General features: G+C 72.8%; 13 protein-coding genes, 1 tRNA gene and 1 riboswitch. Of the genes, 1 reads left to right on the top strand and 13 read right to left on the bottom strand.

Annotated features, from left to right (window positions below):
• Positions 1–92: 92 nt before the first annotated feature.
• The 13 genes from A2U95_RS12705 to A2U95_RS12645 all read right to left on the bottom strand — a co-directional run bounded on the left by A2U95_RS12705 (position 93) and on the right by A2U95_RS12645 (position 14,687).
• A tRNA-Leu gene (locus A2U95_RS12705) sits at positions 93–175 on the bottom strand.
• Between the two features lie 296 nt (positions 176–471).
• Complete coding sequence (locus tag A2U95_RS12700) at positions 472–1,542, bottom strand: lytic polysaccharide monooxygenase auxiliary activity family 9 protein (protein ID WP_166025132.1); 1,071 nt, start codon at positions 1,540–1,542, stop codon at positions 472–474.
• Positions 1,543–1,931: 389 nt separating this feature from the next.
• Entirely contained in the window at positions 1,932–3,335 is a 1,404-nt protein-coding gene (locus tag A2U95_RS12695; protein ID WP_166022230.1) for an NAD(P)/FAD-dependent oxidoreductase, read from the bottom strand.
• Between the two features lie 459 nt (positions 3,336–3,794).
• Positions 3,795–5,054, bottom strand: coding sequence for a hypothetical protein (locus A2U95_RS12690; RefSeq protein ID WP_166022229.1), 1,260 nt, complete (start codon positions 5,052–5,054; stop codon positions 3,795–3,797).
• A 272-nt stretch (positions 5,055–5,326) separates the two neighbouring features.
• Positions 5,327–6,268, bottom strand: coding sequence for a Ppx/GppA phosphatase family protein (locus A2U95_RS12685; RefSeq protein ID WP_166022228.1), 942 nt, complete (start codon positions 6,266–6,268; stop codon positions 5,327–5,329).
• Positions 6,265–6,822: a DUF501 domain-containing protein gene (locus A2U95_RS12680; protein WP_166022227.1), complete on the bottom strand. Its 558-nt coding sequence runs from the start codon at positions 6,820–6,822 to the stop codon at positions 6,265–6,267. Before A2U95_RS12680 ends, A2U95_RS12685 begins: the two co-directional genes overlap by 4 nt.
• A 37-nt stretch (positions 6,823–6,859) precedes the next feature.
• Positions 6,860–7,348, bottom strand: a complete 489-nt coding sequence (locus A2U95_RS12675) for an FtsB family cell division protein (protein ID WP_166022226.1) — start codon at positions 7,346–7,348, stop codon at positions 6,860–6,862.
• Between the two features lie 181 nt (positions 7,349–7,529).
• On the bottom strand, positions 7,530–8,810 hold the full coding sequence (eno, locus tag A2U95_RS12670) for a phosphopyruvate hydratase (protein ID WP_206282872.1): 1,281 nt from the start codon (positions 8,808–8,810) through the stop codon (positions 7,530–7,532).
• 303 nt (positions 8,811–9,113) lie between these two features.
• Positions 9,114–9,824 carry a LysM peptidoglycan-binding domain-containing protein gene (locus A2U95_RS12665; RefSeq protein ID WP_166022224.1) on the bottom strand — a complete coding sequence of 237 codons (711 nt, stop codon included), beginning with the start codon at positions 9,822–9,824 and terminating at the stop codon, positions 9,114–9,116.
• Between the two features lie 4 nt (positions 9,825–9,828).
• Positions 9,829–9,998: riboswitch (cyclic di-AMP (ydaO/yuaA leader) on the bottom strand.
• Positions 9,999–10,215: 217 nt separating this feature from the next.
• Complete coding sequence (locus tag A2U95_RS12660) at positions 10,216–11,454, bottom strand: LysM peptidoglycan-binding domain-containing protein (RefSeq protein ID WP_166022223.1); 1,239 nt, start codon at positions 11,452–11,454, stop codon at positions 10,216–10,218.
• A 137-nt stretch (positions 11,455–11,591) separates the two neighbouring features.
• Complete coding sequence (locus A2U95_RS12655) at positions 11,592–12,896, bottom strand: cytochrome P450 family protein (RefSeq protein WP_166022222.1); 1,305 nt, start codon at positions 12,894–12,896, stop codon at positions 11,592–11,594.
• Between the two features lie 148 nt (positions 12,897–13,044).
• Positions 13,045–14,013, bottom strand: coding sequence for a nucleoside triphosphate pyrophosphohydrolase (locus A2U95_RS12650; protein ID WP_166022221.1), 969 nt, complete (start codon positions 14,011–14,013; stop codon positions 13,045–13,047).
• A gap of 50 nt (positions 14,014–14,063) precedes the next feature.
• Positions 14,064–14,687: a SurA N-terminal domain-containing protein gene (locus A2U95_RS12645; RefSeq protein WP_240957296.1), complete on the bottom strand. Its 624-nt coding sequence runs from the start codon at positions 14,685–14,687 to the stop codon at positions 14,064–14,066.
• A gap of 272 nt (positions 14,688–14,959) precedes the next feature.
• Here A2U95_RS12645 and A2U95_RS12640 point away from each other — a divergent pair, with 272 nt between their 5' ends.
• Positions 14,960–15,295, top strand: coding sequence for a hypothetical protein (locus A2U95_RS12640; RefSeq protein ID WP_166022219.1), 336 nt, complete (start codon positions 14,960–14,962; stop codon positions 15,293–15,295).
• Positions 15,296–15,299: the final 4 nt, after the last annotated feature.

Below are 15,299 nucleotides of genomic sequence, written 5' to 3'. Positions count from 1 at the left end.
GTGGCCCAGCCGCGCCGCGCCGGTGCGGCGCCCGGCTGGGCGCCGCACCGGCGCGGGAGGCCCTCACACATCAGGGCCGGGTGTAACGGGTGTGCCCGGAACCGGACTCGAACCGGTACGCCCCCGAGGGGCAGCGAGGTTTAAGCTCGCCGTGTCTGCATTCCACCACCCGGGCCGGTCTTGGGCGCGCAGCGAGGCCTGAGCCTAGCGTCGGGACCCCATTCGAACAGCAGCACACCTGCGAAGTTGTCTTATTTTACGGGGCTCTGACGGACCGTCAGGACTCCCTTGATCAGCACCTGCCTGCCAGGAGCCGGTCGCCCGGAGGACGTCGTCAACCAGAGATTGACGGAATTCCACCACTGCCCGCCGGAGGCCCGCTCGAGGCGCCGCGGAGCCGGTGCCCGGGTCCGCGGACAGCCGGTCGGCTGCCCGCGGACCCGTCACCTCAGCAGGTGCGGCTCCGCGCGGTCAGGAGGCCGTGCAGGAGATGGTGCCGGACGGCAGGTTGTTGCCCGTCGAGTTGGCGGTGAACCCGAAGGTGGTCGAGCCGTTCACCGGTATCGAGCCGTTGCTCGACGTGTTGGTGACCGTCACGGATCCACCCGATGTGGTGTGGGTGCCGTTCCACAGGCTGTTGATGTTCGTTCCGCTGCCCGGGGTCCAGTTGACCTTCCACCCCTTCGTGGCGGCGGTGCCGTGGTTCATCACCTGGACCTCGCCCTGGAAGCCGCCGTTCCAGGAGTTCACCACCTTGTAGTGCGCCATGCAGGAGGTGGTCCCGTCACCGGGCGGAGGCGTCGTGGGGGGAGGCGTGGTGGGCGGCGGGGTCGAGCCGTTGCGGATCCCCGTGACCTCGCCGTTCCCGCCGTCGAAGACGATGTCGGAGCAGGAGTAGAAGTTCTCGTTGCTGTCCGACCTCACCCACTGGACCATCAGCAGCGCGTCACCGGAACGGCCGGACGGAAGCGGGGTGTTCCAGTAGTAGTGGCCGCCGTCCGTGCCGACCGCGCCCGACTGCGGCGGGTTGGTGACGGTGTGGATCAGCGACAGGTCGGACCACTTCAGCTGCTGGGTGGGCGACCATCCCTGGCGGGTGATGTACACCCGGAAGGAGCCGGGGTGGGCGGCCCAGTTGCTGTACTTCAGCTGGATGCTGGCGCCCGACGTCAGATGCGTCTTGGGCCAGTCGTTGCGGGCCAGGTTGTAGCCCCGGAAGTCGTACGGGGACCGGTCGCCGGCGCTGCAGATGGTCCCGTCGGGCACGTAACCCTCGCCGCGTCCGCCGGCGTTGGAGTCGAGGACCGCGAACCAGTTGTACAGGGACGAGGAACCGCTCTGGGCGATGGCGGCGGCACAGGCCGGGTTGGTCGGGGCGACCCCGCCGGAACCGGAGACCGCGTCCTTGTAGCAGAGGTAGGTCCGTGAGCCGGGGGACATGGCCACGCCGTGGGCCTCTGCGGGCGCCTGCGCGACCAGTACCAGGCCGAGGCCGGAAAGCGCGGTGGCGAACGCGGTGAGCAAGGAGGTCTTGCGCTTCATGCCGCGTAAGCGGCGGGTGAATCTGATCACGGCACGTGACCCTTTCGCCGGTCATGCCGACGTGCGCGCGGCCGGGCGTCCGCCCGAATGCGCGACAGGAGCATGACATAGAAACGTGGGGGTGGGAGCGCTCCCAGTTGGGACCATAGGGCGCGTGTGAACCCGCTGTAAACAGCCAGTGGCTCCGAAACATCCCGAAACATCGGCGCCGTCCGGCCCGGACGTCCGAAAAGCAAACGATCGGCTGAAAAGCAACGCCGACAACTCGCCGCAACCGGGCGGCAACCCCTCGCAACCGGCGGCAACCGGCCGGGAACCGAAAAACCCGAAGGGGCCGCCCGCACCACGGAAGGTGGGCGGCCCCTTCGGGCCCGTGCCGGTGGGGGAGGTCAGGCCTTCGCCTTCTCCTCGACCTTCTCGGCCGTACCGCCGGGAGCCGCGGCCGGGACGGCGGCCGGGGCCGGCTTGGCGGCCTCGTAGAACTCCTCGCGCGGGTGCTCCATGGCGCCCAGCGAGACGACCTCGCGCTTGGTCAGGGCGCCGAGGGTCCAGTCCGCGAGGACGCGGATCTTGCGGTTGAAGGTCGGCATGGCCATGCCGTGGTAACCACGGTGCATGTACCAGGCGAGACGACCCTTGAGCTTGATCTTCATCTTGCCCATGACGATCATCGCCACGCCCTTGTGGAGGCCGAGGCCCGCCACCGCGCCCTTGTTGGCGTGCTTGTAGTCCTTCTGCGGGAAGCCGCGCATCGCCGAGAGGACGTTGTCACCCAGGACCTTGGCCTGACGCAGCGCGTGCTGCGCGTTCGGCGGGCACCAGGCGTTCGGGTTGCCGGCCGCACGGCCGACCAGGTCCGGAACCTGGGCGTTGTCGCCCGCGGCCCAGATGTAGTCGGTGCCCTGGACCTGGAGGGTCGGAGCGCAGTCCACGTGACCGCGCGGACCCAGCGGCAGGCCGTAGCGCGACAGCACCGGGTTCGGCTTGACGCCGGCGGTCCACACGATGGTGCCCGCCTCGACCTCGAGGCCGTTCTTCAGCACCACGTGGCCGTCGACGCAGGAGTCCATGGAGGTGGACAGGTGCACCTCGACGCCGCGCGACTCCAGGTGCTGCTTGCCGTACTGGCCGAGCTTGGGGCCGACCTCGGGGAGGATCTTGTCCGCGGCGTCGACCAGGATGAAGCGCATGTCCTCGCGGGACACGTTCTTGTAGTACTTGGCCGCGTCGCGGGCCATGTCCTCGACCTCGCCGATCGTCTCGGCACCGGCGAAGCCGCCGCCGACGAAGACGAAGGTGAGCGCCTTGCGGCGGATCTCCTCGTCGGTCGTGGAGTCGGCCTTGTCGAGCTGGGCCAGGACGTGGTTGCGCAGGCCGATGGCCTCCTCCACGCCCTTCATGCCGATGCCCTGCTCGGCCAGACCCGGGATCGGGAAGGTCCGCGAGACCGCGCCCAGCGCGACCACGAGGTAGTCGAAGGGGAGCTCGTAGGCCTCGCCGACGAGCGGGGCGACCGTGGCGACCTTGCGGTCCTGGTCGATGGTGGTGACGCGACCGGTCAGCACCTCGGCCTTGCGCAGCACGCGTCGCAGCGGGACGACGACGTGGCGCGGCGAGATGTTGCCGCCGGCGGCTTCGGGGAGGAAGGGCTGGTAGGTCATGTACGAGCGCGGGTCGACGACCGTGACGGTCGCCTCGCCGAAGCGCATCTTCTTCAGAATGCGTCGTGCCGCGTACAGGCCTACGTACCCACCGCCTACAACGAGGATCCTGGGACGCTCCGTGGTGCTCATGGCATCGAGTATCCACCTCCCCGGAGGGTGCCCTTCGTGCGCCCCTTCACAAGGTCCTACCGGTGCTCTGCTACACTGCGCCGCTCACGTGATCCAGATCATTGCGCCGGAGGGGAACGACGTGCACCCCCGTCTCGTTGTCAATGGCCCGTGAGCTGCTCCTTGTCGATGTAAGGGCGGTGTGAGGATCACGAAACAGTGGCGCGTCCACCCGCCCGCCACTCCCGGCGAACTCCCCGCCCGAACGGGCGGAACCGCCGGTTCGGGCCTCTTGGGCCCGCCCTCCGCGCCCCTTGTCGCCCTCCGGGGGACAATTCCTTGTGAAGAACTTCACGAAGGTTTTCCCGGGGAGGGCTCCGGCCGGCCGCCGGAAGGCCCCGCGCCGCCCTGACGTGGGGCGGACACGCCACGGCCCGGCGGGCGCCGAAGCGCGCCGCCGGGCCGTGTCCTGAGACTCGGTCAGGACCGGGCGCCCGCCTTGCGGCGGCGGGACACGGCCACCGCGCCGGCGCCCAGCACCAGCGCGGAGGCGGCCGTCAGGGCGACCGAGGTCACCTCGGCGCCGGTCGCGGCCAGACCGCCGCCGGTGCCGCCCTGCGGGCTGGCGCCCGGAGCGGCGCTCGGGGAGGCGGTGGCGGACCCGGTCGGGCTCGGGCTCGGGCTCGGGCTCGCCGAGGGATCACCGGACCCGGACGGCGAGGGGTTCGGCGTGCTGCCGGCCGGCAGCACCTCCAGGTCGTACGACTTCATCGGCCCGTACAGGCAGGGGACCGCGTCCTCGGCCGGGTCCACGGCGAAGGCCGCCACCGCGTGGCCCTTCTCCGCGTCCTTGTCGAGGGTCAGCCGCATCCGGATGTCGACGCGCTCGCCGGGCTCGACGCCCGCGAAGGTCACGTCGGGGCTCTCGGCCGTCTCCAGCGCCTTCCAGCCGTCGCCGTCCTTCCACTCGGCCTTCAGGTCGTCCTGGTCGCCGCCGGAGTCGATGAGGACGAACGTCAGCGGGCGGATGTCGAGGGTGTGCTCGCTGCCGTTGGTCATCCGGAAGGTGAAGGTCGCCCGCTCGCCGGCGACCAGCTGCTCGGGCAGACCGATCGCCTTGGCCTTGAGCGCCTTGTCCTTCTTGCACTGCCTGGCCTTCTCGAGGGCCGCCTCGGCCTTCGCGAGCGCCTCCTCGGCGGCCTTCTCGGCCTTCTTGGCGAGTTCGTAGTCCCGCAGCACGGCGACCCGGGCGTCGTCCAGCTCGGTGCCGGCCTGCTCGGCCGCCTCGGCCGCCTCGAGGTGGTGCTGCCGGGCGTCGGCGAGGGCGAGCTCGGCGTCCGCCAGCTCCTGCTCCGCCGCGGCCTTGCCGGCCTCGTCCGCCTCGGCCAGCGCGGCCTTGGCGTCGTCCACCCGCTTGGCCGCCGCGTCGAGCGCCGCCTTCGCCTCGTCGGCGGCCTTGCGCGCCTTCTCGGCGGCGACCACCAGCGCGGGCGGGTTGTCCTTGTCGTACTCGAGGAGGGCCTCGACCTTGTCGTACGCCTCGATCCGTGCCCGCATGGCCTCGGCGTAGGCCGTACGCGCCTCGGCGAGGGCCTTCTCCAGCTCCTGGACGGTGGACCCGGCCGCGGTGACCGCCGGCGCGGGCTCGGCGAACGCCGGCGAGGCCGCGGACAGGGCGAGCGGTGAGGCGACGGCGAGAGCGGCGGCCACTGCCAGGTAACGGCGTTTCTGCACGAGCATGCCTCCTGGGGCGAAATGCGCGACGGGTGCGGAAGGAGTGCGGGAACCGCCGCCGGGGCCCGTCTGCGGGGCCGCCTGCGCGTGACGCGCGGGGCGGTGGTCAACCTCCGCGATTTTATGGGGCGTTGACCGAATCCGCCCTGGTCTTTCATGGTCACCGTCCGGACCGGCGCGGGCGGGGCCGGGAACAAACCGGTGCGGACCGGGAGAGTTGCCCTCCCGGTCCGCACCGGTTGTGTGACTCATGTCATGCGCCGCGTCCGGGCGGACGCTCAGGCGATGCTCCACGCGATGCCGTCGAGGATGTCGTGCTCGCTGACCACGACCTCCTCCGCGCCGGTCCGCTCCATGATCGCCTGCAGCACCAGCGCGCCCGCGCCGATCACGTCGACCCGGCCGGGGTGGAGCGAGGGGATCTCCGAGCGTTCGGCGTGGGTGGCGCGCAGCAGCCGCCCGGTGATCTCGCGGACCCGCCCGTAGGGGACGCGCGAGTGGTGGATGGCCCGCGAGTCGTACTCGGGCAGGTCCTGGGCGATCGCCGAGACGCTGGTGACCGAGCCGGCCAGGCCGACCAGGGTGCGGGCCTCGCGCAGCGGCACGGTCTCCTCGGCGAGGTCCAGGGCGGCCTCCACGTCGGCGCGTATGGCGGCGATCCGCTCCTCGGTGGCCGGGTCCACGACCGTGCCGTGGTCGACCAGGTGGCGCTCGGTCATCCGCACGCAGCCGACGTCCACCGAGCGGGCGGCGCGCACGTGGTCCTCGCCGACCACGAACTCGGTGGAGCCGCCGCCGATGTCCACCACCAGGAAGGGCTTCTCCAGGTCGGTGCGGCCCGCGAGCTCGCGGGTCGCACCGGTGAAGGAGAACTCGGCCTCCTGGTCGCCGGTGATCACCTCGGGCTCGACGCCCAGGATGCCGAGGACGCCGGCCACGAACTCGTCACGGTTCTCGGCGTCCCGGGAGGCGGAGGTGGCGACGAAGCGGATCCGCTCGGCGCCGTGCTCCTCGATGACCGCGGCGTACTCCCGGCAGGCGGCGAAGGTCCGCTCCAGCGCCTCCGGGGCGAGCCGGCCGGTGCGGTCCACGCCCTGGCCGAGCCGGACGACGGTCATCCGCCGGTCGAGATCGGTCAGGGTGCCGGTGGCCGGGTCGGCGTCGGCGACCAGCAGGCGGATGGAGTTGGTACCGCAGTCGATCGCGGCGACCCTGGTCACGCGCCGCCCTCCTCGTCTTCCCGGCCCTCGGCGGAGCACGCGCCCGGCGTGACGCACGGGCCCTTGCGCCACCACTCGGGCAGCATGGCGAGTGCCTCGTCGCCGAGCGGGTTCACGCCCGGTCCGGCCACCAGGGAGTGCGCGACCAGGACGTGCAGGCACTTGACCCGGTCGGGCATGCCGCCCGCGCTGGGGAAGCCCTGGAGCACCTCGATCTCGTCGCGGCGCCGGATGTAGTCCTCGTGCGCGGCGCGGTAGGCGGCGGCCAGCTCCGGGTCGGTCCCGAGGCGCTCGGTCATCTCCTTCATGACGCCGTCCGCCTCCAGCGTGCCGATCGCGGAGGCGGCGCGCGGGCAGGTCAGGTAGTACGTCGTCGGGAAGGGCGTGCCGTCCGGCAGCCGCGGGGCCGTCTCCACGACGTCCGGCTGCCCGCACGGGCAGCGGTGCGCGATGGCGCGCAGGCCGCGCGGGGGGCGGCCCAGCTGGAGCTGGAACGCCTCGACGTCCGCTTCGGTGGGCTCGGTGCGCTCGGTGGGCGGCGGGGGCGTTTCCATGCCTGGGGTTCTGCTCTCTCGGTCTACGGGTGGGGCGTCAGCGGGCCGGGGCGGCGTCGGCGGCCCGGTCGGCCCGGTCGACGTCGTCCCACAGGATGGCGTACCAGGGGCGGTCCGCGGCCGGCCGGCCGGCGTCCGGCCTCCGCGCGGAGGCGGCGCCACGCACGGTGAAACCGGTCTCGCCGGGCCGCACGTGGTGCAGCCGCTTCCTGATCTGCTGCTCGGCGTAGGCGTCGTCCTTCCAACGCGCCTTGAGGTCGCGCAGTTCCTCCACCCGCTCGCGGGCGGCGTCGCGCTCCTCCTCCAGCTCGGCGATCTCGGCCCGCTGGGAGACGTACTGCCGGGTCGGGTAGGCCAGGGCGACGATCAGGGTGCACAGCACCAGGGCCAGCAGCGCGGCCCGGCCGGTCAGCCGTGAGCGGCGGGCCTGGCGGCGGGTCTGCGAGCGGTAGACGCGGGCGGCGGTCTGCTCGCCGAGCAGCCGCAGCCGGGTGGTCGTGGAGAACCGGTCCCGGTTCTGCGCCATCTTCTCCGCGCCTCCCCGTCGGCGTCCGTGTGCCGTGCTTCTTCGTCCTGTGCCTGTCCCGCGTGCTCTTTCCCCGCACACGGTACGTGACGCCGGAGCGGGGCGGGGCGCGGACAGGGGCGTGCCCCCGGAGCGGGGCTCCGGGGGCACGCCGTCGGCCGTGGGCCGGCCGGCCCGGGGGTCAGCCCTTGAAGCGCGGGAAGGCGCTGCGGCCGGCGTACACCGCGGCGTCGTCGAGGATCTCCTCGATGCGCAGCAGCTGGTTGTACTTGGCGACGCGCTCGGAGCGGGCCGGGGCGCCGGTCTTGATCTGGCCGCAGTTGGTGGCGACGGCGAGGTCGGCGATGGTGACGTCCTCGGTCTCGCCGGAGCGGTGGGACATCATGCACTTGAAGCCGTTGCGCTGGGCCAGCTCGACGGCGTCCAGGGTCTCGGTCAGCGAACCGATCTGGTTGACCTTGACCAGCAGGGCGTTGGCGGCGCCCTCCTCGATGCCGCGGCCGAGGCGCTCGGGGTTGGTGACGAACAGGTCGTCGCCGACGAGCTGGACCTTGTCGCCCAGCTTCTCGGTGATGACCTTCCAGCCGTCCCAGTCGTCCTCGAACAGCGGGTCCTCGATGGAGACGAGCGGGTAGGCCGCGACGAGCTCCTCGTAGTACTCCGTCATCTCGGCGGCGGAGCGCTCCTTGCCCTCGAAGAGGTACGTGCCGTCCTTGTAGAACTCGGAGGCGGCGACGTCGAGGGCGAGGGCGATCTGCTGGCCGGGGGTGTAGCCGGCCTCCTTGATCGCCTCGAGGATCAGGTCCAGGGCCTCGCGGTTGGAGCCGAGGTTGGGGGCGAAGCCGCCCTCGTCGCCGAGGCCGGTGGCCAGGCCCTTGGCCTTCAGCACCTTCTTCAGCGTGTGGTAGACCTCGGTGCCCCAGCGCAGGGCCTCGGAGAAGGACTCGGCACCGATCGGCGCGATCATGAACTCCTGGATGTCCACGTTGGAGTCGGCGTGCGAGCCGCCGTTCAGGATGTTCATCATCGGCACCGGCAGCAGGTGCGCGTTGGGGCCGCCCAGGTAGCGGAAGAGCGGCAGGTCGCTGGCCTCGGCGGCGGCGTGGGCGACGGCGAGGGAGACGCCGAGGATGGCGTTGGCGCCGAGCGAGCCCTTGTTGTCGGTGGCGTCCAGGTCGAACATCGCCTGGTCGATCAGGCGCTGCTCGGTGGCGTCGTAACCGACGAGCTCCGGGCCGATCTGCTCGATCACGGCGAGGACGGCCTTCTCGACGCCCTTGCCCAGGTAACGGTTCTTGTCACCGTCACGGAGCTCAATGGCCTCGAAGGCGCCGGTGGAGGCACCGGACGGGACGGCGGCACGGCCGGTGCTGCCGTCGTCGAGGCCGACCTCGACCTCGACCGTGGGGTTGCCTCGGGAGTCCAGGATTTCCCGGGCTACGACGACGTCGATGGACGGCACGAGCATCTCCTTCTGGGATGTGACGCGAGTGGCGCCGGACCACCTGGTCCGGCACGGGGTGCACAGCCTTCGTGGCTCTGCGAGACCGAGCCTAACCGGCCGGGCGGGATCGGCCAGCCGGTCGCCCCCCGTACGGAGGGGTAACAGGAGATTAATTGTTCCGGCCCGAAACAAAAAGTCCCCGGGCCGATCACGGGGAAACGGGACCGCCCCCGTGCGCGAGGACGACGCGCACGGGGGCGGATTCCGCGGACTCCCCGGACTCCGGACCGGCCGGCTCCCGGGACTCCGTCCGGGGGCCGGTCAGCCCAGGTGGAGCATCTGGCCCGGGTAGATCAGCCGCGGGTCCTCGACGACGTCCTTGTTGAGCTTGTACAGCTTCTTCCAGCCGCCCTTGATGTCGTGCTCCTCGGCGATCAGGCTGAGCGAGTCGCCCTTGACGACCTTGTACTCGCCGTCACCCTTGAGGACCTTCTCACCGGTGGGGGTGGTGACCTTCTCCGCCTTCGGGGCCTTCTTGGCCTTGGCGGGCTGGGCCGGCTTCTCCTCGGGCTGCGGAGCGGGGGCCGGAGCCTCCTGCTGCGGGGCCTCCTGCTGCGGCGCCTCCTGGGCGGGGGCCTCGGCGGCGCCGCCCTGGTAGGGGGTGCCGGAGAGACCGGTGCCGCAGTGCGGCCAGGCGCCCGGGCCCTGCTCGGCGAGGACCTTCTCGGCTATCTCGATCTGCTGGGCCTTGGTGGCCTGGTTGGCCTGGGCGGCGTACTGGGTGCCGCCGAAGCCGGCCCAGGTCTGGCTGGTGAACTGCAGACCGCCGTAGAAGCCGTTGCCGGTGTTGATGGACCAGTCGCCGCCCGACTCGCACTGGGCGACGGCGTCCCACTCGGACTCGGTGGCGGCGGACGCGGTGCCCGCGGTGAGCAGCGGGGCGGCCACGACCGCGCCGGTGAGGCCGGCGACGGCGAGAGCGCGCTTGGCCTTGGACGGACGACGGTGCTTGCCCTGGCAGGTAAACGACATGGAGGTATCCCCTCACCGACGCCTGCGAGGTGAGCTGTCGGGTTCGGGCTATGAGGGCCGCCCGGCCGCGCACCTCACGGTGCGCGGCTTCACCCCTAGCCGGTCCCGGCGATGTGACCGCCGGGCCCGGCGCCTACCTGGTTCCCCCGCTCCTGCCTGCGGCGCATGACGCGACGACAAGTCCCGTGCGGCCGTTGGCAGGATTAGGCGTGACGGCCGCCGGGGCCCGCTGCTGCGAGCGGTTCGACGTTAGCCACGCCGGGGCCGGGATTTCAAAGACGATCAGGGCTTCTGAGACCCATCTCTCACTTCGCCGGAATCAGACATTCCGGGATGAAAGGGTGGGTAACTCCCCCGACTTTGCCCGGCTTTCACCCTGCCTGACCTTCTCTTAGCTGCTGGGGAGGACGAGGGCCGTCCCCAGGACGAGACGGTCCGGGTTCTTCCCGATCAGGTCCTCGTTCGCCTCGTACAGGGCACGCCAGCCGCCCTCCACGTCCTGCGATTGGGCGATCGAGACCAGGCTGTCGCCGGCCCGCACGACGTAGGCGCCCGCGGGGGCGGCGTGGCGGCCCGAGGAGCCGCTCGAGGCCTCCGTCGTGGTCTCCTCGGCGCTGGGGCCGCGGTGGCGGCCGGAGCCGGACGCGGCCTCCTCGTCCTCCTCCTCCGCGGCGGAGCCGCCGCCGAAGATCGGGGCTCCGTCCTCGAAGAGCGGGTCGTCGCCGTCCCCGAGGAGCGGGTCGCCGTCGCCGCCGAGGAGCGGGTCCTTCTCGTCGGCCTGGCCGGCGCCGTCCTTCTCGTCCTGGTCGCCGCCCTTGCCGTCGTCCTTCCCGGTGTCCGTGCCGCCGTCGGTGGTCCCGTCGCCGCCGTGGCCGCCCTGGTCGCCGGAGCCGCCGCCCAGTTCGGGCAGGTCCGGGATCACCGGACTGCCGGTGCCGGTGTCCACCAGCCCCAGGTCCTGCCCGAGGTCCGCGACGATCCCGCCGTCGTCCACGGGGGAGAACTCGGCTCCGGGGAAGAGGGCGTGACCCGAGGAGCGGTCGGCCCTTTCGTCGGATCCGGCCCGTCCGCCGGAAACGCCGGCGTCGCCCTTGCCATCCGCCTCGTCCGCCGTGCCGCCGTTGCCCGCGTCTTCGCGGCCGGCGCGGTCGCCGCCGACGCCCCAGCCGGACGCGGACCCGTCGTAGGCGCCGGGGCCGGTCACCTCACCGGTCCGCGGGGCGTCCACGCCGGTGTCCACCCGGGCGGCCGGGGCGTCCTCGCGCAGGCCGTTCATGGCACCGCAGGCCAGCCACGGGGTGGCGCCCTGCTCGGCGAGGATGCGCTCGGCCACCGCGATCTGCTGCGAACGGCTGGCCTCGGCCGGGTTGGAGGCGTAGGACAGGCCGCCGTTCCCCTCCCACTGCTCCTGGCTGAGCTGGAGGCCGCCGTAGAAGCCGTTGCCGGTGTCGGCGCTCCAGGCGCCTCCGCTCTCGCACTCGGCCACCCGGTCCCAGGTCGTCCCCTCGGCCGCGCTCGCGCCGGTGGCCGCGAACAGCGGCAGGGCGAGTGCGGACCCGGTCACGCCGGCCGCGACGACGACCGCCGGGGCCTGACGGGGACGACGGTGACGACCGTTTCCGGAGAGCATGCGGATGCCTTTCGTCGACTGCGATGCCCGCGCGGACCCGGCCCGGCATCCCGCCGGGGGGGTCGACGCGTCTCTGCGGGAACGTAGCCGCTGATCATCCTCGATCACAACTCGGTGTCGTGAGGAACACGCGAACATCACAGAACGGTCGGGCCATTGCTTCCGCTTCGTCCCGGCTCGGGAGTGAACGCGACCGGAAGAGTCCGCAGGCCGCGCATGATGAGCCCGCCGCGCCACCGCAACTCCTCCGGCGCGGCATCCAGTTGGAGGTCCGGGAGGCGGGTGAGCAAGGTCGCGAGGGCTGTCCGGCCCTCGAGACGGGCGAGGGGGGCGCCGAGACAGTAGTGGATGCCGTGCCCGTAGCCCAGGTGCTGGTTGTCGCGGCGGGACAGGTCGAGGGTGTCCGGCTCCGCGAACCGCTCGGGGTCCCGGTCCGCCGCGGCCAGCACCACCAGGACGGGGTCGCCGGCCGCGATCCGCTGCCCGCCGATGGTCAGCGGCTCGGTGGCGAACCGCCAGGTGGCCAGCTCCACCGGGCCGTCGAAGCGGAGCAGTTCCTCGATGCCCGTCTCCAGCAGGGCGTGGTCGCCCCCGGCCAGCGAGCGCTGCAGCCGGTCGCGCTCGGCGGGGTGGGTGAGCAGGGCGTAGGCGCCGTTGCCGATCAGGTTGACCGTCGTCTCGAAACCGGCGAAGAGAAGGATGAACGCCATGGCGGCGGCCTCGTTCTCGGTGAGGTGCTCCCCCTCGTCCGAGGCGCGGATCAGTCCGGAGATCAGGTCCTCGCCGGGCGTGGGCTCCGCGGGCAGGGCCTCGCGCTTGCGGTGGATCAGGTCGGCGAGGTAGCCGCGCATCTTCTTCACCGACCGGGCCACGCCGCCCCGGGGGCCGCCGCCGTGGCGGATCATCATGCCCGCCCAGTCCCGGAAGTCGTCCTGGTCCTCGCGGGGGACGCCGAGCAGGTCGCAGATGGCGTAGATGGGCAGCGGGAACGCGAACTCGTGGATCAGGTCCGCGCTGCCGCGCGCGGCGAAGCCGTCGATCAGGGTGTCGGTGAGCTCCTGCACGCGGGGCGCGAACTCCGCGACGCGGCGCGGGGTGAACGCCTTGGCGACCAGGCGGCGCAGCCGGGTGTGGTCCGGCGGGTCGATGTTCAGCAGGTGCGTCATCAGGTCCGCCTTGCGCTCGCCCGGGATGCCGGTCTTGTTCCGGGCGTGCGCGGGCTCGTCGTGGTGCGCCGGGTTCTTCGACAGCCGCGGGTCGGCGAGGGTCTGCCGCGCGTCGGCGTACCGGGTGACCAGCCAGGCCTCCACGCCGCTGGGCAGGCGGGTGCGGTGCACGGGGGCGTGCTCGCGGAGCCAGGCGTACGCGGGGTACGGGTCGGTCGCGAACTCCCAGGTGAAGAGTTCCGGGGCGGGGGGCGGCGTCGGGTGCTGCTCGGTCACCCCACGACGGTACGCGGCGCGGCCGCGGGGCCCTCCTCCCGCCCCGCGCGGGGCGGGGGCGGCAGCCGGCGCCGCAGGACCCCGCACGGGGAGGCGGCTGGTGGTGCGGGGAGGGCGGGAGCGGTGTGCGGGGCCGTGGAGGGGAGGGTCAGCGTTCCGCTGCGTGGATCGCGTCGCGGTACGCGCGGGCCGCGGCGCGCAGCGCCGACTCCGGGTCGACGCCCGCCTCCTCCGCGCGGACCGCGAGGGCCAGCAGCTCGTACCCCACGCCCTCACCGGCGGGCAGCGGCGCCTCCAGTCCCGCCTTGCGGGCCCGGGAGGCCAGCTTGGCGGCGAGCGCGAGGGCCGGCTGCCCCAGCGGCACCCCCTCGGTGACCGAGGACCGCTGCTTCTCGACCGCCTTGGTCCGCAGCCAGTGCTCCTCGACCTCCTCCGGCGTCGCCGCCGACTCCTCGCCGAAGACGTGCGGGTGCCGGTGGATCAGCTTGGCGACCAGACCGCCCGCCACGTCGTCCACCGAGAACGGCTCCTCCTCGTCCTCCTCCGCCATCCGCGCGTGGAAGACGACCTGGAGCAGCACGTCCCCGAGTTCCTCCCGCAGCTCCTCGCGGTTGCCCGTCTCGATCGCCTCGACCAGCTCGTACGCCTCCTCCAGCGCGTACTTGGCCAGGCCCTCGTGGGTCTGCCGGGAGGTCCACGGGCAGTCGGCGCGGACCCGGTCCATCACCTGGACCAGGTCCAGCAGCCGGGCGCCCGGCAGGTCGTAGGAGGCGGGCAGCAGCTCCAGGTCGGGCATCCGGACGCGGCCGGAGCCGGCCAGCCGGGCCAGGCCGTCGGTCAGCGCGGGCTCGCCCTCACCGCCGGCGACCACCACCACGGTGCGCCCGCCGGCCGCCGCGTCGACCAGCTCCTCCGCGGAGAGGGAGGCCTCCTCCACCGTCACCCCCGCCTCCAGCAGGTACGGCAGCTGCGGGTGCGTGCCGTCCGCGCAGAGCACCCGGTCCGCCTCGCGCAGCACGCGCCAGGCGGGCCAGGACAGCAGTCCGGGGGCGACCCGGTGGCTGGTGGTGAGCAGGACGACGCGGCCGGGGGTGTCCTCGGGGCTGTTGGCGTTCACCCTTCGAACGTAACGCAACGGTGCCCCGCCCCCGGCCGGGGGCGGCCGGGTCAGGCCTCGACGTCCCGCACCCACGGGGACTTCAGGTCCGCCCGCGCGCTCTTCTCCACGTCCCAGGTGCCGTAGCGCGGGTTGATCTCGATGCCGAGCTCCTTGGACGACGCGGCCAGCGCCCGGGTGAACTCGGGGCTGTCGGTCTCGGCGCCCAGCCGCCGGGCCAGCTCGCTCGCCGCGACCTGGAGGCGGAGGTTCTCCTCCAGCCGCTCGGGGGCGACGCCGTACTGCTGGAGCCAGGTGTTCTCCAGGCCCTGGCGTCCGCCGAGCTGCTGCTCCAGGCTGGTCCGCAGGTCCTGGACCTCCTTGGGCGTGACCTCGACGCCGGCGTCGTCCGCGGCGTGGTGCAGCACCCGGTCGATGACCATGCCCTGCACGGTGAACCGGGCCAGCGTCCCCGTCTGGGCGACGACCTGCCGGTACTGCTCGTCCTCGGTGACGACGGCGCGCTGCGCGTCGCGCACCTCGCGCACCCGCTCCTCGACCTGGGCCTGGGTGATCCGCTCCCCGCCCACCACGGCCGCGGCGCCGGGATGCGCGTCGGCTCCGCAGGCGGTGAGCAGTGGCGCCGCGAGAGCGGCGGAGAGGAGGAGCGCGGTACGGCGACGGCGGCGTTGCAAGGAAACCTCCCGTTGGAGTTTGTGCTTCGGCGCACAAAGTCTTGCGGTGATCGATGGTAGGCAGCACCGGCGCTGTGAACCAGCCCTCGGCGCCAACGTCGTGCCAACGATCGGGAAGCCCCGCCGAAACGTCGTCCGGCCGCGGGGCGGTGACCGCGGCGTCCGCGGCGTCCGCGGCGTCCGCGGCGTCCGCGGGAGGGACGGGGCCGGTGGCGCGGCGGTGCCGCGCCGGGGCACCATCGGGGCTCGGGTTCTCCCACCGGAGGAGGGACATGGGTCCGGGCGTGTTCGAAGGGGCGACGGCGCGGCTGCTGGTCGGCAACGACGGCGAGGAGCCGCTGGAGCTGGTCGTGGAGCCCTGGGGGGCGTGCCACGCGCTGCCGCCGGGCCGGACCTGGGTCGTGGTGACCCACTCGCCCGCGGCGCACGGCTCCTGGCCGGGCACGAGGCGTGCGGGCGAGCCGTTCGAGGTCCTGCACCGGTCCGACGCGGTCACGGTGTGGGCCAACGGCGGCTGCTTCCACCTGGGCGACGTCGACGGCCACGCCGTCGACGCGGCCGCCGAGGAGTGCCCTGCCGGGGGCCCGCCGCGCGGGCTCACCGCCTGAGCCT

Origin of the sequence: Streptomyces chilikensis, from assembly GCF_001642695.1 — a bacterium.
Taxonomy (GTDB): Bacteria; Actinomycetota; Actinomycetes; order Streptomycetales; family Streptomycetaceae; genus Streptomyces; species Streptomyces chilikensis.
This window is presented reverse-complemented; position numbering and strand designations above follow the sequence as displayed.

Bases quoted from the DNA above. Each gene is read 5' to 3' on its own strand.
- A2U95_RS12665 (WP_166022224.1), bottom strand. From the start codon at position 9,824: ATGTCGTTTACCTGCCAGGGCAAGCACCGTCGTCCGTCCAAGGCCAAG.
- A2U95_RS12640 (WP_166022219.1), top strand. From the start codon at position 14,960: ATGGGTCCGGGCGTGTTCGAAGGGGCGACGGCGCGGCTGCTGGTCGGC.
- A2U95_RS12660 (WP_166022223.1), bottom strand. From the start codon at position 11,454: ATGCTCTCCGGAAACGGTCGTCACCGTCGTCCCCGTCAGGCCCCGGCG.
- A2U95_RS12675 (WP_166022226.1), bottom strand. From the start codon at position 7,348: ATGGCGCAGAACCGGGACCGGTTCTCCACGACCACCCGGCTGCGGCTG.
- A2U95_RS12680 (WP_166022227.1), bottom strand. From the start codon at position 6,822: ATGGAAACGCCCCCGCCGCCCACCGAGCGCACCGAGCCCACCGAAGCG.
- A2U95_RS12700 (WP_166025132.1), bottom strand. From the start codon at position 1,542: ATGAAGCGCAAGACCTCCTTGCTCACCGCGTTCGCCACCGCGCTTTCC.
- A2U95_RS12695 (WP_166022230.1), bottom strand. From the start codon at position 3,335: ATGAGCACCACGGAGCGTCCCAGGATCCTCGTTGTAGGCGGTGGGTAC.
- A2U95_RS12690 (WP_166022229.1), bottom strand. From the start codon at position 5,054: ATGCTCGTGCAGAAACGCCGTTACCTGGCAGTGGCCGCCGCTCTCGCC.